Below are 21,016 nucleotides of genomic sequence, written 5' to 3'. Positions count from 1 at the left end.
GATTTATATATAATTTATATTATTCAGGCAATGAATTACTTTTGCAAGCCATCGCATTCTCTTATGTTATTAATGAGTTATGCTGATTTGTTAAGCACTTTTATTACGCTTGAAATGGCGTCCCGCCCCGACAGGTGAATCGTCGGGGCTGATTTTTTCTTATTATTGCAGCAGAAACTTCTCGAGGAACTGGCGGGTGCGAGGCTGCTGAGGATCGGCAAATAACGCTTTTGCGGCCCCCTGCTCGACTATCCGCCCCTGGTCCATAAAGATCGCCCGGTCCGCAACATCCCGGGCAAAGCTCATTTCGTGCGTCACAATCACCATCGTGCGCTTTTCCTGCGCCAGCTGGCGGATGGTGTTCAGGACTTCGCCCACCAGCTCTGGATCCAGCGCCGACGTTGGCTCGTCAAACAAAATCACCTCAGGACGCATAGCCAGCGCTCGCGCAATCGCGACACGCTGCTGTTGACCGCCAGACAAACGACGTGGATAGCTGGTTTCTTTACCTGCCAGCCCAACTTTCGCCAGCAGCTCGCGAGCGCGCGCCGTGGCCTCTTCTTTTGGTTCGCCTTTGACGATCACCGGCCCTTCAATAATGTTTTCCAGCACCGTACGATGCGGAAACAAATTAAAGTTCTGGAAGACAAACCCGACGTGCTGACGCAACTGGCGAATCAGCGATTTTTGCTGACTTAATGAACGTGCAGTATCAATGGTGATATCGCCAACGGTGATGGTTCCCGCTTCCGGTTGTTCCAGCAGATTTATGCTGCGTAGCAACGTGGTTTTGCCGGAACCACTCGGACCGATAATTGCCACCACTTCGCCAGGCTTCACCTCAAGGTCGATACCGTGCAGCACCGTCTGACCGTGGAATTTTTTCACCAGGTTTTTAACTTCAATGGCACTCATTTTGGTTCTCTCTCCTGGCGATTAAGTTGATTCTCAAAATGGTTCTGCAACGTCGATAATACTGTCGCCATGATCCAGTAGATGAGCGAAGCCGCCAGGTACATGGTGAACACTTCCAGCGTGCGCGAGGTAATCAACTGCGCCTGACGGAACAGCTCCGGCACCTGGATTGTCGCGGCCAGCGACGTATCTTTTACCAGGCTGATAAAGCTGTTCGACAGCGGCGGCAACGCCACCCGCGCCGCCTGTGGCAAAATCGCGCGACGCATGGTCTGCCACGGCGTCATACCAATACTGGCAGCAGCTTCCCACTGACCTTTATCAATAGAAGAAATGGCGGCGCGCAGCGTTTCGGCAGCATAGGCGGCAGTGTTCAGCGACAGACCAATCATTGCTGACGGAATGGGATCTAGTTCGATGCCAAACTGCGGCAGGCCGTAATAGATCATAAACAGTTGTGCGATGAGTGGCGTACCACGAAAAATAGAGATATAAAAACGCGCCAGCCAGCGCACGGGCCAGATTGGCGAAAGGCGCATCAGCGCGAGAATAAACCCTAGCAGTAAGCCAAAAAACATGCCGCCGATACTGAGTTGCAGCGTATACCCAGCCCCTTTCAGCAGGAACGGCAAGGAATCAATAACCAGTTGTATACTTTCTTGCATGAGCGTTTCCGGAGCTAAACGTGGGGATGATAGGCGAACAGCGCAGGCGCGCCGCCGGTATGAATAAACAGAATCGGCCCTTCATCTTTGAAGCGTTTCTGACTGATACCGTCAATCAGCCCCGCCATCGCTTTTCCGGTATACACAGGATCAAGCAGAATGCCTTCCAGCCGCGCCAGCAATTTCACTGCTTCCATGCCTTCGTCGTTCGGCACGCCGTAGCCAGGTGCAAAATAGTCATCCCAGAGTAAAATTTCCGCTGATGCGGTCAGCTCCAGTTCTTTCGCAATCGCCTGTTGGAGGTTAACCACTTTCGGCAATTGATCGGCAACGGAACGCGACACGGTCACGCCAATCAGTTCGCTTTCAGGCATCAGGTGTTCCAGCCCAACAGCCAGTCCGGCGTGAGTTCCGGCACTGCCCGATGCAACCACCACCGACGAAATATGAACTGCCCCTTCACACTGTTGCGCAATTTCCAGCGCACTCTCCACATAACCCAGCGCGCCCAAAGCATTAGAACCGCCAACCGGAATGACATACGGGCGAAAGCCTTGTGCTTCTACTCGCGTCGCCAGCTCTTCCAGTTGGGCATTGGGATCGGTCAGTGCGTCGCACATTTCAATCTGGGTATTGAACAGATCCAGCAACAAACGATTGCCGTTGGTTAAATAGTTTTCTGCGGTTGTGCCAATAGGATTTTCCAGCAGCGCCACGCAGTGCAGACCGAGTTTCGCAGCGACTGCGGCAGTCTGGCGCACATGGTTAGACTGGATCGCCCCGGCAGTAATCAGCGTATCGGCACCTTCACGCAGAGCATCTGCCGCGAGAAATTCCAGCTTACGTAATTTATTGCCGCCCATTGCCATGGGAGTGACGTCATCCCGTTTGATGAAAATTTCCCGTCCAAGATAATCAGAAAAGCGCGGCAGATATTCGAGCGGCGTTGGCGCGCCGATAAACTCCAGCCGTGGAAAACGGGTTAAATTATGCAGTGGCATAACAGCCTCCGATGTGTGTTGTTGTGATTTTCTTATTATGCACGCTGAAAACGCGTAAATAAAAAAGGCGCTAGTGAAAGCGCCCTTTTTTGTCATTATGCTGATTATTTGGTCACATCAGCACCAAACCATTTTTCGGAAAGGGCTTGCAGAGTGCCATCTTTTTGCATTTCCGCAATTGCATCATTCACCGCTTTCAGCAGGTCTTCATTTCCTTTACGCAGCGCCACACCAGACTCCTGACGGGAGAATGCTTCACCGGTTACTGCCAGCGTATCGTTGGTTTTCTTCACCAGATCCAGCGCCGCCAGACGGTCAACGAGGATCGCATCGATACGGCCTACGCGCAGATCCTGATATTTGGTCGGGTCATCATCATAGGTACGCACATCGACGCCCTGAACATTCTGACGCAGCCACTCTTCATAGTTGGTGCCCAGACCGACACCCACTTTTTTGCCTTTCAGATCATCAGCCGTTTTAATGGTGCCTTCGTTACCTTTTTTCACCAGCGCCTGAATACCGGAAATGGTGTACGGGGTAGAGAAATCGTATTTTTTCTTGCGCTCGTCAGAAATGGTGACCTGATTAATCACCACATCAATGCGTTTAGAGTCCAGCGACGCCAGCATACCGTCCCATTTGGTCGGTTTTAGTGACGCCTCAACGCCAAGATGTTTTGCCAGCTGTTGGGCAAATTCCACTTCAAAACCGGTTAATTTGCCGTCATCCCCCTGAAAACTGAACGGCGGATAAGTTCCTTCCAGCCCTACCAGCAGCGTGCCGCGCTCTTTGACTTTATTAAGCAGACCTTCATCTGCAAAACTTTTAACGCTCATGCCCGCAACCAGCGCCACGGCCATCACACCCATCAATGCCTGACGTCCCAGATGTGCTAATTTCATATTCACCCCGAATGTTGTTATGTCTGTTTGCAGTGTAGAGCCATTGTTTGTAAACACAAAAACAACTCCGCTACATCTTATTCTTATTTAATATATATCAGAAGCAGGCAGGCTGGAGGATTTCTGCACAAGTCCGGTACACGTTTGACGCTGATAGTGTTGATACTTCCGTAACGCAATGCGGTAATTGTTGGTGCTGGTGGTGGACAGCCACGGGGCGAGGATTTCATCAAGGAAACCGTCCTGCAGCTGATCGAGGGAAATATTTTGCTCGTGTAGATGATTACCCAAACGGCGCAGACGAACGACATATTCACGCACCGTACCTGGGCTCATTTCAGTTTGCTCAAAAAGAAATTGCTTAAAACCGATAATATCGAAAAAATCACTCTGCGTTTTGCAATGTAAATCACCGCAAAATCGGCACAATGCCGCCCATGATTTTTGTTCCGTTTGCCAGCCATTTTCATCAAGAAGCATGTCCAGGCGGGAAATCTCGATTTTATTCACTATTTTGCCGTCGCGAACGAGGGTAATGCGGTCGAGTAATTTACGGCAATGCGCGCAATGGGTCTGGCTGTGTTTAAAGTCTTTAAGATAGCGGCTTAATGGCCGTCTTTTCAGGTGCTGCACCATCATTAAGAACTCCTGGTAGTCAAAATTAAAGTGCGGCATTTACTGACGTTATAACTTACCCAGTTTAGTGCGTAACCGTTTAATGGCCTGGCTGTGTAACTGACTGACCCGCGATTCCCCGACCTCCAGCACCGCGCCAATCTCTTTGAGATTCAGCTCTTCCTGGTAATAGAGGGTTAATACCAGTTTTTCGCGCTCCGGCAACGTTTCGATAGCTTCCATCACCCGCTGGCGCAGATTACTGTCCAGCAGTTGTTGTAGCGGGTTTTCTCGCTGATGATCATCAGTAACCAGTTCGATGCTATCGCCGTGCTCTTCGCGCCACTCATCGTAGGAGAAGAGCTGGCTGTTATTGGTGTCGAGCAACATTTGGCGATAGTCGGCAATATCGATCCCTAAACGTTCCGCTACCTCAGGTTCCGTGGCGTTGCGGCCAAGTTCCTGCTCCAGTTGCCCTATTGCCTGTGCCACTTCACGCGCGTTGCGTCGCACGCTGCGCGGCACCCAGTCACGGCTGCGAAGTTCATCCAGCATAGCGCCACGGATACGCTGCACTGCGTAAGTTGTAAATGCCGTTCCTTGTAGGGCGTCATAGCGTTCGACGGCATTGAGTAACCCAATGCCGCCCGCCTGTAGCAGATCGTCAAGTTCCACGCTCGCGGGCAGTCGAACCTGCAGGCGCAATGCTTCGTGACGCACCAGCGGGACATAACGCTGCCACAGCGAGTGTTTATCCATTACACCTTCAGCGGTATAGAGTGAATTCACGATAAACAGCCCTGCGTTATATGAGTTATCGGCATGATTATCCGTTTCTGCAGGGTTTTTAATCGGACGATTAGTGGGTGAAATGAGGGGTTATTTGGGGGTTACGCAAAAAGCCAATTGTAAAAAACCCCGCCGGAGCGGGGTTTGAGAGGCATTCAGGCGATTAACCCTGCAGCAGAGACAGAACCTGCTGCGGTACCTGGTTGGCTTTTGCCAGCACGGAGTTGCCTGCCTGCTGGATGATCTGCGCTTTCGACATATTGGACACTTCGGTCGCATAGTCGGCGTCCTGAATACGGGACTGCGCTTCGGACAGGTTGGTAGTGGTGTTGTTCAGGTTGGTGACTGCGGAATCCAGACGGTTTTGAACGGCACCGAGGGAGGAGCGGAATTTGTCGATCTGGCTGATAGCGTCGTCAAGAGCTGCCAGCGGATCTGATGTTGATTCTGCTTTGCTAGTCGTATCCGTTGTTAACTTACCATCGGAACCTTTGTAGACCAGTTTACCGGCAGCCGCATCCTCAGTAGTTGTGATACTTCCATCAGCTTGTGCATAGTAAGTTGGCGGAGTATCACTGAGAACCCCATTGCTCATATAAGCGGTGTCTGCAGCAGCAGAACCTGTTGTTACGCTATAAGTCTTAGCACCTACAGTGGCAGTATAAGTGTCATTTTTTACTGCATTTGCAAATGTATTGGCATCAATGGACATTGATGCACCATCAAACGTTGTACCGTCACTGGTGAATGTTCCTTTATCAGTTTGGATGGTCGCGGCTTTAGCACCAGTAGCAGTAGCAGTAGCAAGTTTAGCCAAAGTAGCTTGTGTATCACCACCAGCATTATTTTTAGTTAAGTTACCGGTAGCATCCATATAAAGTACTGCGCCATCATCAGCAGCAGTTAAATTACCGGATTTATCGATGTTTACATCTTGATCTTTGCCACCAATTGTAACTGTAGCTTTAGTCGTATCTCCGGCCTGAGGATTGAGGAAAGCAGCCAGATTAGCGCTGGAAATATCATCAGAAGCGGCGGAATATGAATTAGTGTCTTTATTGTAGGTATAGGTTACAGCAGCGGCTGGTGTACCAAAACCAACATCGGCGCTAGTTGTAACTTTATTTCCATCTGTGCCAGCAACAGCATTTAGAATATCTACGCTACTTGCTACAGCCGATTTGTCAGTATATTGAGTTACACCAACAGTTCCCCCTGGTGCCGCCGCAGCTGTGAATCCAGACATATCTTTCAGGGTTGCTGCCGTATTAGCCGTTTCCCCCTTGCCGTTCACATTAAACCCATTCAGCCCCAGCGTATCAGAGTCAATTTTCTTCAGATCAATAGTAATCGTTTCGCCATCGTTCGCGCCGACCTGAATTTTCATCGAGCCATCTTTTGACAGTACGTTCACGCCGTTGAACTGGGTCTGGCCGGATACGCGGTCAATTTCATCAAGACGGGATTTGATTTCGTCCTGAATGGAGTCCAGGTCAGAGGTGGAGTTAGTTCCGGTCGTCGCCTGAACCGTCAGTTCACGAATACGCTGTAAGTTGTTGTTGATTTCGGACAGCGCGCCTTCGGTGGTCTGTGCAACAGAAATACCGTCGTTGGCGTTACGTGCAGCCTGAGTCAGGCCTTTAATATTAGAAGTAAAACGGTTAGCAATCGCCTGACCTGCGGCGTCATCCTTCGCGCTGTTAATACGCAAGCCAGAAGACAGACGCTCGATAGAACTCGACAGCGCAGACTGGTTCTTGTTGATATTATTTTGAGTGATCAGCGAGAGGCTGTTGGTATTAATGACTTGTGCCATGATTCGTTATCCTATATTGCAAGTCGTTGATTACGTATTGGGTTTCCACCCGTCGGCTCAATCGCCGTCAACCCTGTTATCGTCTGTCGTAAAACAACCTTTAGAATTTTTTTCACAAACAGCCATTTTTTGTTAGTCGCCGAAATACTCTTTTCTCTGCCCCTTATTCCCGCTATTAAAAAAAACAATTAAACGTAAACTTTGCGCAATTCAGGCCGATAACCCCGGTATTCGTTTTACGTGTCGAAAGATAAAAGGAAATCGCATGGCAAGTATTTCATCGCTGGGAGTCGGGTCAGGCCTGGATTTAAGTTCAATCCTTGATAGCCTCACCGCCGCGCAAAAAGCGACGCTAACCCCTATTTCAAATCAGCAATCGTCGTTTACCGCTAAACTTAGCGCCTACGGTACGCTGAAAAGCGCGCTGACGACTTTCCAGACCGCCAATACTGCATTGTCTAAAGCCGATCTTTTTTCCGCCACCAGCACTACCAGCAGCACCACCGCGTTCAGTGCCACCACCGCGGGTAACGCCATCGCCGGGAAATACACCATCAGCGTCACCCATCTGGCGCAGGCGCAAACCCTGACCACGCGCACCACCAGAGACGATACGAAAACGGCGATCGCCACCAGCGACAGCAAACTCACCATTCAACAAGGCGGCGACAAAGATCCGATTACCATTGATATCAGCGCGGCTAACTCGTCGTTAAGCGGGATCCGTGATGCCATCAACAACGCAAAAGCGGGCGTAAGTGCGAGCATCATTAACGTGGGTAACGGTGAATATCGTCTGTCAGTCACATCAAATGACACCGGCCTTGATAATGCGATGACACTCTCGGTCAGCGGTGATGATGCGCTACAAAGTTTTATGGGCTATGACGCCAGTGCCAGCAACAACGGCATGGAGGTCTCGGTCGCCGCCCAGAATGCGCAGCTGACGGTCAACAACGTCGCCATTGAGAACAGCAGCAACACCATCAGCGACGCGCTGGAAAACATCACCCTGAACCTGAACGATGTCACCACGGGCAACCAGACGCTAACCATCACTCAGGACACCTCCAAAGCGCAAACGGCGATTAAAGACTGGGTGAATGCCTATAACTCGCTAATAGATACCTTCAGCAGCCTGACCAAATACACCGCCGTAGATGCGGGAGCTGATAGCCAGAGTTCTAGCAATGGCGCACTGCTCGGCGACTCCACGCTGCGGACGATTCAGACGCAGTTGAAATCGATGCTGAGTAATACCGTCAGTTCTTCCAACTATAAAACGCTGGCGCAGATTGGTATCACGACCGATCCCAGCGATGGCAAACTGGAACTGGATGCCGACAAACTCACCGCTGCACTAAAAAAAGATGCCAGCGGCGTAGGTGCATTGATTGTTGGCGATGGTAAAAAAACCGGCATCACGACCACCATCGGCAGCAACCTGACCAGTTGGCTTTCGACAACAGGCATTATTAAAGCCGCTACCGATGGCGTTAGTAAGACCCTGAATAAGTTAACTAAAGACTACAACGCCGCCAGCGATCGCATTGATGCGCAGGTCGCGCGCTATAAAGAACAATTTACCCAACTGGACGTTTTAATGACCTCGTTAAATAGCACCAGCAGCTACTTAACGCAGCAGTTCGAAAACAACAGTAATTCCAAGTAATCAATATTCATCGGGAGACAGGTCATGTACGCGGCAAAAGGCACCCAGGCCTATGCACAAATTGGCGTCGAAAGCGCCGTAATGAGCGCCAGCCAGCAGCAGCTGGTCACCATGCTATTTGATGGAGTGCTAAGCGCACTGGTTAGAGCGCGCCTGTTTATGCAGGACAACAATCAGCAAGGCAAAGGCGTCTCTTTGTCAAAAGCGATCAACATCATTGAGAACGGGCTGCGGGTGAGTCTTGATGAAGAGAGCAAAGACGAACTAACCCAAAACTTGATTGCTCTTTATAGCTATATGGTCAGGCGTTTGCTGCAAGCCAATTTACGCAACGATGTCTCCGCAGTCGAAGAAGTGGAAGCATTAATGCGCAATATTGCCGATGCCTGGAAAGAGTCTTTACTCTCCCCTTCTTTGATTCAGGACCCAGTCTGATGAACAATGCACCGCATTTGTATTTCGCCTGGCAACAACTCGTCGAAAAAAGCCAGCTCATGTTACGCCTGGCAACGGAAGAACAATGGGACGAACTCATCGCCAGCGAAATGGCGTATGTGAATGCGGTGCAGGAGATTGCACATCTGACTGAAGAGGTTGCCCCGTCCACCACGATGCAGGAGCAGCTCCGCCCGATGCTGCGCCTGATTCTCGACAACGAAAGCAAGGTAAAGCAGTTATTACAGATTCGGATGGATGAACTGGCGAAACTGGTCGGTCAGTCATCGGTGCAAAAATCAGTGTTAAGTGCCTATGGCGATCAGGGCGGCTTTGTGCTGGCTCCGCAAGATAACCTCTTTTGAATCTTAACGAGCCGATGGCTCGCGAATAATCCGATTACGGCTACGCTTCTAATGTTCCCCTTGAATGGAGTCGAAGAATGCGTAATCCCACGCTGTTACAATGTTTTCACTGGTATTACCCGGAAGGCGGTAAGCTCTGGCCTGAACTGGCCGAGCGCGCCGACGGTTTTAATGATATTGGTATCAATATGGTCTGGTTGCCGCCCGCCTATAAAGGCGCATCGGGCGGGTACTCGGTCGGCTACGACTCCTATGATTTATTTGATTTAGGCGAGTTTGATCAGAAAGGCAGCATCCCTACTAAATATGGCGATAAAGCACAACTGCTGGCCGCCATTGACGCCCTGAAACGCAATGACATTGCGGTGCTGCTGGACGTGGTAGTCAACCACAAAATGGGCGCGGATGAAAAAGAAGCTATTCGCGTGCAACGTGTAAATGCTGATGACCGTACGCAAATTGACGAAGAAATCATTGAGTGCGAAGGCTGGACGCGTTACACCTTCCCCGCACGTGCCGGGCAATACTCGCAGTTTATCTGGGATTTCAAATGTTTTAGCGGTATCGACCATATCGAAAACCCTGATGAAGATGGCATTTTTAAAATTGTTAACGACTACACCGGCGAAGGCTGGAACGATCAGGTTGATGATGAACTCGGTAATTTCGATTACCTGATGGGCGAGAATATCGATTTTCGCAATCATGCCGTGACGGAAGAGATTAAATACTGGGCGCGCTGGGTAATGGAACAAACACAATGCGACGGTTTTCGTCTTGATGCGGTCAAACATATTCCGGCGTGGTTTTATAAAGAGTGGATCGAACACGTACAAGAAGTTGCACCAAAGCCGCTATTTATTGTGGCTGAATACTGGTCGCATGAAGTCGATAAACTGCAAACGTATATTGATCAGGTGGAAGGCAAAACCATGCTGTTCGATGCACCGCTGCAGATGAAATTCCATGAAGCATCGCGCATGGGGCGCGACTACGACATGACGCAGATTTTCACGGGTACATTAGTGGAAGCCGATCCTTTCCACGCCGTGACCCTCGTCGCCAATCACGATACCCAACCGTTGCAAGCTCTCGAAGCGCCGGTCGAACCGTGGTTTAAACCGCTGGCGTATGCCCTAATTTTGTTGCGGGAAAATGGCGTTCCTTCGGTGTTCTATCCTGACCTCTATGGCGCGCATTACGAAGATGTTGGCGGTGACGGGCAAACCTATCCGATAGATATGCCAATAATCGAACAGCTTGATGAGTTAATTCTCGCCCGTCAGCGTTTCGCCCACGGTGTACAGACGTTATTTTTCGACCATCCGAACTGCATTGCCTTTAGCCGCAGTGGCACCGACGAATATCCCGGCTGCGTGGTGGTCATGTCGAACGGGGATGATGGCGAAAAAACCATTCATCTGGGAGAGAATTACGGCAATAAAACCTGGCGTGATTTTCTGGGGAATCGGCAAGAGAGCGTAGTGACCGACGAAAACGGCGAAGCGACCTTCTTTTGCAACGGCGGCAGCGTCAGCGTGTGGGTTATCGAAGAGGTGATTTAAATTCATCCCCGGCGGCAAGCCGGGGAGATTTCATTACGGCAGTGGCGTCGGTAACGGCGCTTTATCCAGCGCGGCGGCACACTCTGCCGTCGGGCGATCCACACGCTCCATCGTCATACCATCGTACTCAATGGTGTTACCGTCACGCTCAACCTCGTACAGCTCACGTTTCACGGTAACGTTAGTGAGATCATCAGACATCAATGTCAACTTACCCGGCACGGCAATCACCCGCTGCCACTGACGGCAATCCAGAGTATCGCCCTCTTTAGTGACAATCAGGCTGCCTATCGCTTCCGGACTGACCAGCGCACGTTGCGGCCCTTTGGTCTGCCAGTAGCCCGCCAGCCAGTCCGGCGCGGGGGTTTTCACGACATTGTTATAGTTTTCGACTTCGGCACAGCCCGCCAGCAACATGAGCGCGCCTGCAATTGCGAGTTTTTTCATCATTCGTCCTGCATGAGAAGAAAAGAGGATTGTGGCATTAAAGCCCTGATGTCGCCAGCCTTTCCAGGTTCAGAGAGAAATTTGATCTAACTATTATTTTTGTGAATTATTACCCCGAAAATAAATTTGCATGGTGTATGATTCGCGACTCTTGTTTCAAACCTTCTGAGTTCAGAGGCTACATTCATGTCATGGCAGCAATTCAAACAGGCCTGGTTGATTAAATTCTGGGCACCCATCCCTGCGGTCATCGCGGCGGGTATTCTCTCCACTTACTATTTTGGCATCACTGGCACCTTTTGGGCTGTCACGGGTGAATTTACCCGTTGGGGCGGCCAGCTCCTGCAGCTGTTCGGCGTCCATGCTGAAGAGTGGGGTTATTTTAAAATTATCCATCTGGAAGGATCGCCATTAACCCGCATCGACGGGATGATGATCCTCGGTATGTTTGGCGGCTGCTTTGCCGCAGCGCTGTGGGCCAACAATGTCAAACTACGCATGCCACGTAGCCGTATCCGCATTATGCAGGCCATCATTGGCGGCATTATCGCCGGTTTTGGCGCGCGTCTGGCAATGGGCTGTAACCTGGCGGCGTTCTTTACCGGTATTCCTCAGTTCTCGCTACATGCCTGGTTCTTTGCCATCGCCACTGCCATTGGCTCATGGTTTGGCGCGCGCTTTACCCTGCTGCCCATCTTCCGTATTCCCGTGAAAATGCAGAAAGTTTCTGCCGCCTCACCGCTGACGCAAAAACCGGATCAGGCGCGGCGTCGTTTTCGTCTCGGGATGCTGGTCTTTTTCGGCATGCTGGGCTGGGCGCTGCTCACGGCGATGAACCAACCAAAACTGGGGCTGGCAATGCTGTTTGGCGTCGGCTTTGGTTTACTGATTGAACGTGCGCAAATCTGCTTTACTTCGGCGTTCCGCGATATGTGGATCACCGGACGTACCCATATGGCGAAAGCAATCATTATCGGTATGGCGGTGAGTGCCATCGGGATCTTCAGTTACGTACAGTTAGGTGTTGAACCTAAAATCATGTGGGCGGGACCAAACGCGGTAATTGGTGGTTTACTGTTTGGTTTTGGCATCGTGCTGGCAGGCGGCTGCGAAACCGGCTGGATGTACCGCGCGGTAGAAGGCCAGGTGCACTACTGGTGGGTTGGTCTGGGCAATGTGATCGGCTCAACGATTCTGGCGTATTACTGGGATGATTTCGCTCCGGCGCTGGCCACCGACTGGGACAAAATCAACCTGCTGAAAACCTTTGGTCCGATGGGTGGCCTGCTGGTGACATATTTGCTGCTGTTTGCTGCGCTGATGTTGATTATCGGCTGGGAAAAACGCTTCTTCCGCCGTGCGGCACCGCAGACTGCTAAGGAGATCGCATGAAAAATATCGTTCCTGATTACCGCCTTGATATGGTGGGTGAACCCTGCCCTTATCCGGCAGTCGCAACCCTTGAGGCGATGCCGCAATTAAAAAAAGGTGAGATCCTGGAAGTGGTGAGCGACTGTCCGCAGTCGATCAATAATATTCCACTAGATGCGCGTAATCACGGCTATACGGTGCTGGATATTCAGCAAGACGGGCCGACCATTCGTTATTTAATTCAGAAATAATCCCTCATTCCCGCTGTGGCCCACAGCGGGAACATCGTTGCCTCTGACACATAGATTTTACCCGCCCCCTCTCCTATTCTTTTCAGTATGATCTCAGGAGGTTGCTATGTGTGGGCGCTTTGCCCAATCCCAAACGCGTGAAGATTACCTTGCGCTTCTCGCGGAAGATATTGAACGCGATATTCCCTACGATACAGAACCCATTGGCAGATACAACGTCGCGCCGGGAACCAAAGTCCTTCTGCTCAGTGAACGTGATGAACACCTTCATTTGGATCCGGTTTTCTGGGGATATGCTCCCGGATGGTGGGATAAACCGCCGCTCATTAACGCCCGTGTAGAAACTGCCGCAACCAGTCGCATGTTTAAACCGCTCTGGCAACATGGTCGGGCAATCTGTTTTGCCGATGGCTGGTTTGAGTGGAAAAAAGAAGGCGACAAAAAGCAGCCTTATTTTATCTATCGTGCTGATGGACAACCTGTTTTTATGGCCGCGATAGGTAGCACACCGTTCGAGCGCGGTGACGAAGCCGAAGGATTTTTGATTGTCACTGCAGCAGCAGACCAGGGTCTGGTAGATATTCATGACCGCCGCCCACTGGTACTGTCGCCAGAAGCTGCGCGGGAATGGATGCGGCAAGATATTGGCGGTAAAGAAGCCTCAGAAATCGCTACCAGTGGCTGTGTGCCAGCAAACCAGTTCACCTGGCACCCGGTATCGCGCGCGGTGGGTAATGTTAAAAACCAGGGCGCGGAGTTAATTCAACCTATCTGATAAGCCTGGAGATTATTGATCAACAATACTGCGTCATAAGAAATCTCTATTAGACAAAGATTTCAGTACCTGTTGGCATATTGCAAAAATAACACCAATACGGAATCGTCATGTTCACGATTAAAACAGATGATCTCACCCATCCAGCAGTGCAAGCATTAGTGGCTTACCATATTTCCGGCATGCTGCAGCAGTCTCCCCCCGAAAGCAGTCATGCTTTAGATGTGCAAAAATTACGTAACCCGAAAGTGACATTCTGGTCAGTATGGGAAGGCGAACAACTCGCAGGAATTGGTGCGCTGAAGTTGCTGGATGATAAACATGGCGAACTGAAATCAATGCGTACCGCGCCAAATTATTTACGTCGAGGTGTCGCCAGTCTGATTTTACGCCACATTTTGCAGGTCGCCCATGACAGATGCCTTCATCGCCTGAGCTTAGAAACGGGTACACAGGCTGGATTTACGGCCTGCCATCAACTTTATTTGAATCATGGTTTCGTTGATTGCGAACCGTTTGCTGATTATCAACTTGATCCACACAGTCGATTTTTGTCATTGACGCTATGCGAAAATAATGAATTGCCATGAGCCAGACGCAGCACATTCTTGCATTCGACGTGCTGCGCCTTTATTCATCACCAGCCGCATATGTCTTGTCCTTAGACGCTCCTTCCACATGCGCCACAAGAAACCTCTATTCCAGTGACACAATTGCGCCTAACTATTTAATTCTTACCATCTATTACGCCCCTTTTGACTATGTCAGAATATTTATCATAATCAGCGGAATTCGTAACAATATATTTTCGCTGCGATATTTCATAGGTAATGTCTGTCAAAGTCCACGGCATTAAAAACTCCTCTTTAATAGGATAACATTCTATAAAAAGTAATTTTAAATTGCTATGTATCGCAGGGACAACCTCAATATTATACTCCATACGTGCTGTCTCCAGATGATTTGGGAAGTATTGAATTTTTTTATCTTATTATCACCACAATTAAACAGATTAGTAGTCTCAGGCATTGCTGGTATTTACCATATTTTATTGCGATAAATAAAAATTTTCATAGCCTTTGACGGAGATGAGTCAACACGCGATATCAGATTATTATCTACGGAGACCTGGGTAATTCCATCGGATACTTTTGGAAATACCATATAATTATTAAAATCGAGTTCTAATTCTTTGCAGAATTTGGGAATTTGTATTGTGGCAAGGCCATTATGACGAAGAGAAAGCACCTCAATCCAGTCTGGAAGAGGTGGCAAAGACCCCAAGTGAAGATCTGTTAAGTCAAGTTTACTATTGTGGAGTTCAACACATTTAAACAATCTCACCAATGCTATATCCACATTTTCTTTGAAGTCATTCGATGCGCCTTCTTTGACTGAATTAGCCCAGTCACTGAAACCTTTGCAAAGTCTGGCATCTGTAATTTTCGTTAACTTGTCTAGAAACTCTGCAATATTAGTCGATATAAACTCTAATGTATGCCGAATGGGTGGATTACCAGCTCCCTGACTTTTTTCTATCATGATAAAACCTGTCTTATCATAAATCGAGAAACCTTGAAACCAGAGACTATAATCACCCCATTCGAAATATTCTGAGTGCAATAACTTAAATTCTGACAGCATATTAAATAATTTGCTGTCTTCACTAATTGGTGTAAACTTACCATTTCCAAGACAACTGACTAACTCACTTGATAATTCATTTATGATTGCATCATCAGATACTAACTCGTGTTGTTTTATCGTAGATTCAGTATTAGATGTGACTTTATTTAATTGAACCGGCTGAGTTTTTAACGAAAGATCATTTAATGGAAACATTTACACTCCTGTTTAATAAATTATATTGCCCAGGGAGCATTCTAAAACATAATAAAATTACCACTATCAAAAATCGCTCATTTTTATAACGCAGTATATTAATAAAAATAAGAACGAAGATTAAATTATCCAGAAGTTACTGTTGCGTCTGTGGTCGTAACAACATCCGACGTGGTGATGTGTCAAATGAGACACTCTGATGGTCAAAGGGTTTATTGCGTTTACGGATCGTGGATGGCAGAAAACGTTCAGAATCAGGTTTCCATTTTAAACCAGAAATTGAGTGTGTTTGCCCCATCCATGCCCCACGCGGTGAGATCGGATGTAATTAAACAAGCATAGTCAACAGGTTACAAAACCTACACCTGCATGCTCATCACTTCCTGATACGCCGCCACCAGCTTATTACGCACCTGAATCCCCATTTGCATTGAAACTGAGGCTTTTTGCATATCGGTCATCACATCGTTTAACGCCACGCCGGGTTCACCGAGAGTGAATTTTTCTGCCTGCGTGCGGGCGGCTGTTTGTGTATCGCTTATGCGATCGAGCGCGGCGTGCAGCTGCCCGGCAAAACTAATGGTCGGTTGCGGCAGTGATTCCTGCGCACGCGCACTCATCGCCGTGGTCTGTAACTGGCTGATAACCCCTTCAATCCCCTGTATCGCTGACATTTTCATCTCCCGGATAATTTCTGGTAGCAAAGCCTACCAGTAAGTCAATAAGACAAAGGCGCTAAATAGCAACAAAAAAACGGGTTTATTGGCGGATAGAAAAAAACGAAAGCACAAATAATGGGAGCGTCAATTTTTCGAGTTTGCTGACCCGGGAGTGAGTCTTGTTCCACTTTGCCAATAACGCCGTCCATAATCAGCCACGAGGTGCGCGATGAATGCGACTGCAGCCCAGACAAAATCTCTTGAGTGGCTTAATCGCCTGCGTGCGAATCCGAAAATTCCATTGATTGTTGCCGGTTCCGCGGCAGTGGCGGTCATGGTCGCACTGATCCTGTGGGCGAAAGCCCCCGACTACCGCACATTATTCAGCAATCTTTCCGATCAGGATGGTGGCGCAATTGTCAGCCAACTGACACAAATGAATATTCCTTACCGCTTCAGCGAAGCCAGCGGCGCTATTGAAGTTCCGGCAGATAAAGTTCACGAACTGCGTCTGCGCCTGGCACAACAAGGTTTGCCCAAAGGCGGCGCGGTCGGTTTCGAACTGCTTGATCAGGAAAAGTTTGGTATCAGCCAGTTCAGCGAACAGGTGAATTATCAGCGGGCGCTGGAAGGCGAGCTTTCTCGTACCATCGAAACTATCGGCCCGGTAAAAGGGGCGCGCGTACATCTGGCAATGCCGAAACCCTCTTTATTCGTCCGTGAACAAAAATCACCTTCTGCATCGGTGACGGTAAATCTGTTACCCGGCCGCGCACTCGATGAAGGGCAAATTAGCGCCATTGTACATCTGGTTTCCAGCGCGGTTGCTGGTCTGCCGCCGGGGAACGTCACGCTGGTGGATCAGGGCGGACATCTGTTAACCCAGTCCAATACCAGCGGGCGCGATCTTAATGACGCTCAGTTGAAATATGCCAGCGATGTCGAAGGCCGTATTCAGCGGCGTATTGAAGCGATCCTGTCGCCTATTGTTGGTAACGGTAATATTCACGCCCAGGTCACGGCGCAACTGGACTTCGCCAGTAAAGAACAAACGGAAGAACAGTATCGCCCTAACGGTGATGAATCTCATGCGGCGCTTCGTTCACGCCAGCTTAATGAGAGCGAGCAAAGCGGTTCCGGTTATCCGGGCGGCGTACCGGGGGCGTTGTCGAATCAACCGGCTCCTGCGAATAACGCGCCAATCAGCACGCCTCCGGCAAATCAAAATAACCGCCAGCAGCAGGCGAGCACCACCAGCAATAGTGGGCCGCGTAGCACACAGCGGAATGAAACCAGTAACTACGAAGTCGATCGCACCATTCGTCATACCAAAATGAACGTGGGCGATGTGCAACGTCTGTCCGTCGCGGTCGTGGTGAATTACAAAACCTTGCCAGATGGCAAACCGTTGCCTCTCAGCAACGAACAGATGAAGCAAATTGAAGATCTGACCCGCGAGGCGATGGGCTTTTCTGAAAAACGCGGTGATTCGCTCAATGTTGTTAACTCGCCGTTCAATAGCAGTGACGAAAGCGGCGGAGAACTGCCGTTCTGGCAACAGCAAGCGTTTATCGATCAGTTACTTGCTGCCGGTCGCTGGTTGCTGGTACTGCTGGTGGCGTGGCTGCTGTGGCGTAAAGCGGTACGCCCGCAGCTAACACGTCGCGCTGAGGCGATGAAAGCTGTGCAGCAACAGGCGCAGGCCCGCGAGGAAGTGGAAGATGCGGTGGAAGTCCGCCTGAGCAAAGACGAACAACTCCAACAACGGCGCGCTAACCAACGTCTGGGGGCAGAAGTCATGAGCCAGCGTATCCGTGAAATGTCTGATAACGATCCGCGCGTGGTGGCGCTGGTCATTCGCCAGTGGATAAATAACGATCATGAGTAACCTGACAGGCACCGATAAAAGCGTCATCCTGCTGATGACCATTGGCGAAGACCGGGCGGCAGAGGTGTTCAAACACCTTTCCCAGCGCGAAGTGCAAACTCTGAGCGCTGCAATGGCGAACGTCACGCAGATCTCCAACAAGCAGCTAACCGATGTGCTGGCGGAGTTTGAGCAAGAAGCTGAACAGTTTGCCGCACTGAATATCAACGCCAACGATTATCTGCGTTCAGTATTGGTCAAAGCTCTGGGTGAAGAACGTGCCGCCAGCCTGCTGGAAGATATTCTCGAAACCCGCGATACCGCCAGCGGTATTGAAACGCTCAACTTTATGGAGCCGCAGAGCGCCGCCGATCTGATTCGCGATGAGCATCCACAAATTATCGCCACCATTCTGGTGCATCTGAAGCGTGCGCAGGCCGCCGATATTCTGGCGTTGTTCGATGAACGTCTGCGCCACGACGTGATGTTGCGTATCGCCACTTTTGGCGGCGTGCAGCCTGCCGCGCTGGCGGAGCTGACCGAAGTACTGAATGGCTTACTCGACGGTCAGAATCTCAAGCGCAGCAAAATGGGCGGCGTGAGAACGGCAGCCGAAATTATCAACCTGATGAAAACTCAGCAGGAAGAAGCCGTTATTACCGCCGTGCGTGAATTCGACGGCGAGCTGGCGCAGAAAATCATCGACGAGATGTTCCTGTTCGAGAATCTGGTGGATGTCGACGATCGCAGCATTCAGCGTCTGTTGCAGGAAGTGGATTCCGAATCGCTGTTGATCGCGCTGAAAGGGGCCGAGCAGCCACTGCGCGAGAAATTCCTGCGCAATATGTCGCAACGTGCCGCCGATATTCTGCGCGACGATCTCGCCAACCGTGGTCCGGTGCGTCTGTCGCAGGTGGAAAACGAACAGAAAGCGATTCTGCTGATTGTGCGCCGCCTTGCCGAAACTGGCGAGATGGTAATTGGCAGCGGCGAGGATACCTATGTCTGATAATCTGCCGTGGAAAACCTGGACACCGGACGATCTCGCGCCACCACAGGCGGAGTTTGTGCCAATGGTCGAGCCGGAAGAAACCATCATTGAAGAGGCCGAACCCAGCCTTGAGCAGCAACTGGCGCAACTGCAAATGCAGGCCCACGAGCAAGGTTATCAGGCGGGGATTGCCGAAGGTCGCCAGCAAGGTCATGAGCAGGGCTATCAGGAAGGACTGGCCCAGGGGCTGGAACAAGGTCTGGCAGAGGCGAAGTCTCAACAAGCGCCAATTCATGCCCGGATGCAGCAACTGGTCTGCGAATTTCAAACTACCCTTGATGCACTTGATAGTGTGATAGCGTCGCGCCTAATGCAGATGGCGCTGGAGGCGGCACGTCAGGTGATCGGTCAGACGCCAACAGTGGATAACTCGGCACTGATCAAACAGATCCAACAGTTGTTGCAGCAAGAACCGTTATTCAGCGGTAAACCACAGCTGCTCGTGCACCCGGATGATCTGCAACGTGTGGATGATATGCTCGGCGCAACCTTAAGTTTGCATGGCTGGCGCTTGCGGGGCGATCCCACCCTCCATCCTGGCGGCTGTAAAGTCTCCGCCGATGAAGGCGATCTCGACGCCAGTGTCGCCACCCGCTGGCAAGAACTCTGCCGTCTGGCAGCACCAGGAGTGGTGTAATGACCACGCGCCTGACTCGCTGGCTAACCACGCTGGATAACTTTGAAGCCAAAATGGCGCAGTTGCCTGCGGTACGTCGCTATGGGCGATTAACCCGCGCTACCGGGCTGGTGCTGGAAGCCACCGGATTACAATTGCCGCTCGGCGCAACCTGTGTCATTGAACGCCAGAACGGCAGCGAAACGCACGAAGTAGAAAGCGAAGTCGTTGGCTTTAACGGTCAACGGCTGTTTTTAATGCCGCTGGAGGAAGTGGAAGGTGTCCTGCCCGGCGCGCGTGTTTATGCCAAAAACATTTCGGCTGAAGGGCTGCAAAGCGGCAAGCAGTTGCCGCTCGGTCCGGCGTTATTAGGTCGCGTTCTGGACGGCAGCGGTAAACCGCTCGATGGCCTCCCCTCCCCCGATACGACGGAAACCGGTGCGCTGATTACCCCGCCATTTAACCCATTGCAACGTACACCGATTGAACATGTGCTGGACACCGGCGTGCGCCCAATCAATGCCCTGCTTACCGTCGGGCGCGGGCAGCGTATGGGGCTGTTTGCCGGGTCCGGCGTTGGTAAAAGTGTGCTGCTGGGGATGATGGCCCGTTACACCCGCGCTGATGTCATTGTCGTGGGTTTGATTGGTGAACGAGGGCGCGAAGTAAAAGATTTTATTGAGAATATCCTCGGTGCCGAAGGGCGTGCACGCTCCGTGGTGATTGCCGCTCCGGCGGATGTTTCTCCGCTCCTGCGAATGCAGGGTGCCGCCTATGCCACGCGCATTGCCGAAGATTTTCGCGATCGTGGTCAGCATGTTTTGCTGATTATGGACTCCCTCACCCGCTACGCGATGGCCCAGCGTGAGATTGCGCTGGCGATTGGCGAACCACCTGCCACTAAAGGTTATCCACCGTCGGTGTTTGCCAAATTACCGGCACTGGTCGAGCGTGCCGGAAATGGTATTAGCGGCGGCGGCTCGATTACCGCGTTTTATACCGTGCTCACCGAAGGCGATGACCAGCAGGACCCCATTGCTGACTCCGCGCGGGCCATCCTCGACGGTCACATTGTGCTGTCTCGCCGACTGGCGGAAGCCGGGCACTATCCGGCTATCGATATTGAAGCGTCGATCAGCCGCGCAATGACGGCGTTGATCAGCGAGCAACATTATGCGCGAGTGCGCACCTTCAAACAGCTGTTGTCGAGTTTTCAGCGTAACCGCGATCTGGTTAGCGTCGGTGCGTATGCCAAAGGCAGCGATCCGATGCTCGATAAAGCCATCGCCCTGTGGCCGCAGCTGGAGGGCTATTTACAACAAGGCATTTTTGAACGCGCGGACTGGGAAGCATCTCTCCAGGGGCTGGAGCGTATTTTCCCGACAGTGTCATAA

Annotated in this window: 21 protein-coding genes and 2 pseudogenes; 13 read left to right on the top strand and 10 right to left on the bottom strand. The window is 50.8% G+C overall.

The genetic code is table 11. The annotated features are described in order from the left end of the window. Positions 1 to 162 precede the first annotated feature (162 nt). The 7 genes from tcyN to ACJHWK_RS20575 form a co-directional block, all read right to left on the bottom strand. Positions 163 to 915 carry an L-cystine ABC transporter ATP-binding protein TcyN gene (gene tcyN / locus ACJHWK_RS20605; RefSeq protein ID WP_001272994.1) on the bottom strand — a complete coding sequence of 251 codons (753 nt, stop codon included), beginning with the start codon at positions 913 to 915 and terminating at the stop codon, positions 163 to 165. Beyond that, positions 912 to 1,580: a cystine ABC transporter permease gene (gene tcyL / locus ACJHWK_RS20600; protein ID WP_001158220.1), complete on the bottom strand. Its 669-nt coding sequence runs from the start codon at positions 1,578 to 1,580 to the stop codon at positions 912 to 914. Before tcyL ends, tcyN begins: the two co-directional genes overlap by 4 nt. Positions 1,581 to 1,594: 14 nt before the next feature. Then, a complete protein-coding gene (gene dcyD, locus ACJHWK_RS20595) occupies positions 1,595 to 2,581 on the bottom strand; it encodes a D-cysteine desulfhydrase (RefSeq protein ID WP_020232905.1) in 987 nt (328 codons plus the stop codon). A gap of 104 nt (positions 2,582 to 2,685) precedes the next feature. Continuing rightward, a complete protein-coding gene (gene tcyJ, locus ACJHWK_RS20590) occupies positions 2,686 to 3,486 on the bottom strand; it encodes a cystine ABC transporter substrate-binding protein (RefSeq protein WP_001296168.1) in 801 nt (266 codons plus the stop codon). Positions 3,487 to 3,573: 87 nt separating this feature from the next. After that, on the bottom strand, positions 3,574 to 4,125 hold the full coding sequence (fliZ, locus tag ACJHWK_RS20585; protein WP_170886280.1) for a flagella biosynthesis regulatory protein FliZ: 552 nt from the start codon (positions 4,123 to 4,125) through the stop codon (positions 3,574 to 3,576). A gap of 45 nt (positions 4,126 to 4,170) precedes the next feature. Beyond that, positions 4,171 to 4,890 (bottom strand): RNA polymerase sigma factor FliA, encoded by a 720-nt coding sequence (gene fliA / locus ACJHWK_RS20580; protein WP_020232904.1) that lies wholly within the window; start codon positions 4,888 to 4,890, stop codon positions 4,171 to 4,173. 163 nt (positions 4,891 to 5,053) lie between these two features. Then, positions 5,054 to 6,706 carry a FliC/FljB family flagellin gene (locus ACJHWK_RS20575; RefSeq protein ID WP_021523129.1) on the bottom strand — a complete coding sequence of 551 codons (1,653 nt, stop codon included), beginning with the start codon at positions 6,704 to 6,706 and terminating at the stop codon, positions 5,054 to 5,056. A gap of 265 nt (positions 6,707 to 6,971) precedes the next feature. Between ACJHWK_RS20575 and fliD the strand changes: the two genes are divergently transcribed. The 4 genes from fliD (at position 6,972) to amyA (ending at position 10,743) form a co-directional block, all read left to right on the top strand. Further along, on the top strand, positions 6,972 to 8,378 hold the full coding sequence (fliD, locus tag ACJHWK_RS20570) for a flagellar filament capping protein FliD (protein WP_020232902.1): 1,407 nt from the start codon (positions 6,972 to 6,974) through the stop codon (positions 8,376 to 8,378). 24 nt (positions 8,379 to 8,402) lie between these two features. Next, positions 8,403 to 8,813, top strand: coding sequence for a flagellar export chaperone FliS (fliS, locus tag ACJHWK_RS20565; protein ID WP_000270663.1), 411 nt, complete (start codon positions 8,403 to 8,405; stop codon positions 8,811 to 8,813). After that, positions 8,813 to 9,178 (top strand): flagella biosynthesis regulatory protein FliT, encoded by a 366-nt coding sequence (gene fliT / locus ACJHWK_RS20560; protein WP_001057840.1) that lies wholly within the window; start codon positions 8,813 to 8,815, stop codon positions 9,176 to 9,178. The genes fliS and fliT overlap by 1 nt, the downstream gene beginning before the upstream one ends. 77 nt (positions 9,179 to 9,255) lie before the next feature. Then, positions 9,256 to 10,743 carry an alpha-amylase gene (gene amyA / locus ACJHWK_RS20555; protein WP_001245699.1) on the top strand — a complete coding sequence of 496 codons (1,488 nt, stop codon included), beginning with the start codon at positions 9,256 to 9,258 and terminating at the stop codon, positions 10,741 to 10,743. Positions 10,744 to 10,776: 33 nt separating this feature from the next. Here the strand turns inward: amyA and yedD are convergent, their stop codons facing one another. Continuing rightward, entirely contained in the window at positions 10,777 to 11,190 is a 414-nt protein-coding gene (yedD, locus tag ACJHWK_RS20550; protein ID WP_001295642.1) for a lipoprotein YedD, read from the bottom strand. A gap of 186 nt (positions 11,191 to 11,376) precedes the next feature. Between yedD and yedE the strand changes: the two genes are divergently transcribed. The 4 genes from yedE to ACJHWK_RS20530 all read left to right on the top strand — a co-directional run bounded on the left by yedE (position 11,377) and on the right by ACJHWK_RS20530 (position 14,177). Continuing rightward, positions 11,377 to 12,582: a selenium metabolism membrane protein YedE/FdhT gene (yedE, locus tag ACJHWK_RS20545; RefSeq protein WP_096132781.1), complete on the top strand. Its 1,206-nt coding sequence runs from the start codon at positions 11,377 to 11,379 to the stop codon at positions 12,580 to 12,582. Beyond that, positions 12,579 to 12,812, top strand: a complete 234-nt coding sequence (yedF, locus tag ACJHWK_RS20540; protein ID WP_000790504.1) for a sulfurtransferase-like selenium metabolism protein YedF — start codon at positions 12,579 to 12,581, stop codon at positions 12,810 to 12,812. Before yedE ends, yedF begins: the two co-directional genes overlap by 4 nt. Before the next feature lie 106 nt (positions 12,813 to 12,918). Further along, entirely contained in the window at positions 12,919 to 13,587 is a 669-nt protein-coding gene (locus tag ACJHWK_RS20535) for an SOS response-associated peptidase (protein ID WP_000334626.1), read from the top strand. A gap of 110 nt (positions 13,588 to 13,697) precedes the next feature. Continuing rightward, positions 13,698 to 14,177 (top strand): GNAT family N-acetyltransferase, encoded by a 480-nt coding sequence (locus ACJHWK_RS20530; RefSeq protein WP_000494161.1) that lies wholly within the window; start codon positions 13,698 to 13,700, stop codon positions 14,175 to 14,177. Between the two features lie 137 nt (positions 14,178 to 14,314). Here the strand turns inward: ACJHWK_RS20530 and ACJHWK_RS20525 are convergent. Continuing rightward, positions 14,315 to 15,429, bottom strand: a pseudogene (locus ACJHWK_RS20525) (DUF5503 domain-containing protein). Positions 15,430 to 15,612: 183 nt separating this feature from the next. Here ACJHWK_RS20525 and ACJHWK_RS20520 point away from each other — a divergent pair. After that, a pseudogene (locus ACJHWK_RS20520) lies at positions 15,613 to 15,771 on the top strand (integrase); the annotation flags it as partial. A gap of 17 nt (positions 15,772 to 15,788) precedes the next feature. Here ACJHWK_RS20520 and fliE read toward each other — a convergent pair. Next, positions 15,789 to 16,103: a flagellar hook-basal body complex protein FliE gene (gene fliE / locus ACJHWK_RS20515; RefSeq protein ID WP_001301376.1), complete on the bottom strand. Its 315-nt coding sequence runs from the start codon at positions 16,101 to 16,103 to the stop codon at positions 15,789 to 15,791. A gap of 214 nt (positions 16,104 to 16,317) precedes the next feature. Here fliE and fliF point away from each other — a divergent pair, with 214 nt between their 5' ends. Genes fliF through fliI form a run of 4 tightly spaced genes read left to right on the top strand, consistent with a single transcriptional unit; the run spans position 16,318 to position 21,016 of the window. Next, on the top strand, positions 16,318 to 17,976 hold the full coding sequence (gene fliF / locus ACJHWK_RS20510) for a flagellar basal-body MS-ring/collar protein FliF (protein ID WP_000994427.1): 1,659 nt from the start codon (positions 16,318 to 16,320) through the stop codon (positions 17,974 to 17,976). Beyond that, positions 17,969 to 18,964, top strand: a complete 996-nt coding sequence (fliG, locus tag ACJHWK_RS20505; protein ID WP_000067950.1) for a flagellar motor switch protein FliG — start codon at positions 17,969 to 17,971, stop codon at positions 18,962 to 18,964. Before fliF ends, fliG begins: the two co-directional genes overlap by 8 nt. Then, positions 18,957 to 19,643: a flagellar assembly protein FliH gene (gene fliH, locus ACJHWK_RS20500; RefSeq protein WP_001544636.1), complete on the top strand. Its 687-nt coding sequence runs from the start codon at positions 18,957 to 18,959 to the stop codon at positions 19,641 to 19,643. Before fliG ends, fliH begins: the two co-directional genes overlap by 8 nt. After that, positions 19,643 to 21,016: a flagellar protein export ATPase FliI gene (fliI, locus tag ACJHWK_RS20495; RefSeq protein ID WP_000213294.1), complete on the top strand. Its 1,374-nt coding sequence runs from the start codon at positions 19,643 to 19,645 to the stop codon at positions 21,014 to 21,016. The genes fliH and fliI overlap by 1 nt, the downstream gene beginning before the upstream one ends.

Source organism: Escherichia sp. WS547 (assembly GCF_046486065.1).
Taxonomy (GTDB): domain Bacteria; phylum Pseudomonadota; class Gammaproteobacteria; order Enterobacterales; family Enterobacteriaceae; genus Escherichia; species Escherichia coli.
The sequence above is the reverse complement of the archived record's forward strand: the minus strand, read 5'-3'. Positions and strand labels throughout refer to the sequence as shown.

Bases quoted from the DNA above. Each gene is read 5' to 3' on its own strand.
- yedF (WP_000790504.1), top strand. From the start codon at position 12,579: ATGAAAAATATCGTTCCTGATTACCGCCTTGATATGGTGGGTGAACCC.
- fliH (WP_001544636.1), top strand. From the start codon at position 18,957: ATGTCTGATAATCTGCCGTGGAAAACCTGGACACCGGACGATCTCGCG.
- ACJHWK_RS20575 (WP_021523129.1), bottom strand. From the start codon at position 6,706: ATGGCACAAGTCATTAATACCAACAGCCTCTCGCTGATCACTCAAAAT.
- ACJHWK_RS20535 (WP_000334626.1), top strand. From the start codon at position 12,919: ATGTGTGGGCGCTTTGCCCAATCCCAAACGCGTGAAGATTACCTTGCG.
- fliD (WP_020232902.1), top strand. From the start codon at position 6,972: ATGGCAAGTATTTCATCGCTGGGAGTCGGGTCAGGCCTGGATTTAAGT.
- fliT (WP_001057840.1), top strand. From the start codon at position 8,813: ATGAACAATGCACCGCATTTGTATTTCGCCTGGCAACAACTCGTCGAA.
- tcyL (WP_001158220.1), bottom strand. From the start codon at position 1,580: ATGCAAGAAAGTATACAACTGGTTATTGATTCCTTGCCGTTCCTGCTG.
- dcyD (WP_020232905.1), bottom strand. From the start codon at position 2,581: ATGCCACTGCATAATTTAACCCGTTTTCCACGGCTGGAGTTTATCGGC.
- yedD (WP_001295642.1), bottom strand. From the start codon at position 11,190: ATGAAAAAACTCGCAATTGCAGGCGCGCTCATGTTGCTGGCGGGCTGT.
- fliG (WP_000067950.1), top strand. From the start codon at position 17,969: ATGAGTAACCTGACAGGCACCGATAAAAGCGTCATCCTGCTGATGACC.
- tcyN (WP_001272994.1), bottom strand. From the start codon at position 915: ATGAGTGCCATTGAAGTTAAAAACCTGGTGAAAAAATTCCACGGTCAG.
- amyA (WP_001245699.1), top strand. From the start codon at position 9,256: ATGCGTAATCCCACGCTGTTACAATGTTTTCACTGGTATTACCCGGAA.
- fliE (WP_001301376.1), bottom strand. From the start codon at position 16,103: ATGTCAGCGATACAGGGGATTGAAGGGGTTATCAGCCAGTTACAGACC.
- fliI (WP_000213294.1), top strand. From the start codon at position 19,643: ATGACCACGCGCCTGACTCGCTGGCTAACCACGCTGGATAACTTTGAA.
- ACJHWK_RS20530 (WP_000494161.1), top strand. From the start codon at position 13,698: ATGTTCACGATTAAAACAGATGATCTCACCCATCCAGCAGTGCAAGCA.
- fliS (WP_000270663.1), top strand. From the start codon at position 8,403: ATGTACGCGGCAAAAGGCACCCAGGCCTATGCACAAATTGGCGTCGAA.
- yedE (WP_096132781.1), top strand. From the start codon at position 11,377: ATGTCATGGCAGCAATTCAAACAGGCCTGGTTGATTAAATTCTGGGCA.
- tcyJ (WP_001296168.1), bottom strand. From the start codon at position 3,486: ATGAAATTAGCACATCTGGGACGTCAGGCATTGATGGGTGTGATGGCC.
- fliF (WP_000994427.1), top strand. From the start codon at position 16,318: ATGAATGCGACTGCAGCCCAGACAAAATCTCTTGAGTGGCTTAATCGC.
- fliZ (WP_170886280.1), bottom strand. From the start codon at position 4,125: ATGATGGTGCAGCACCTGAAAAGACGGCCATTAAGCCGCTATCTTAAA.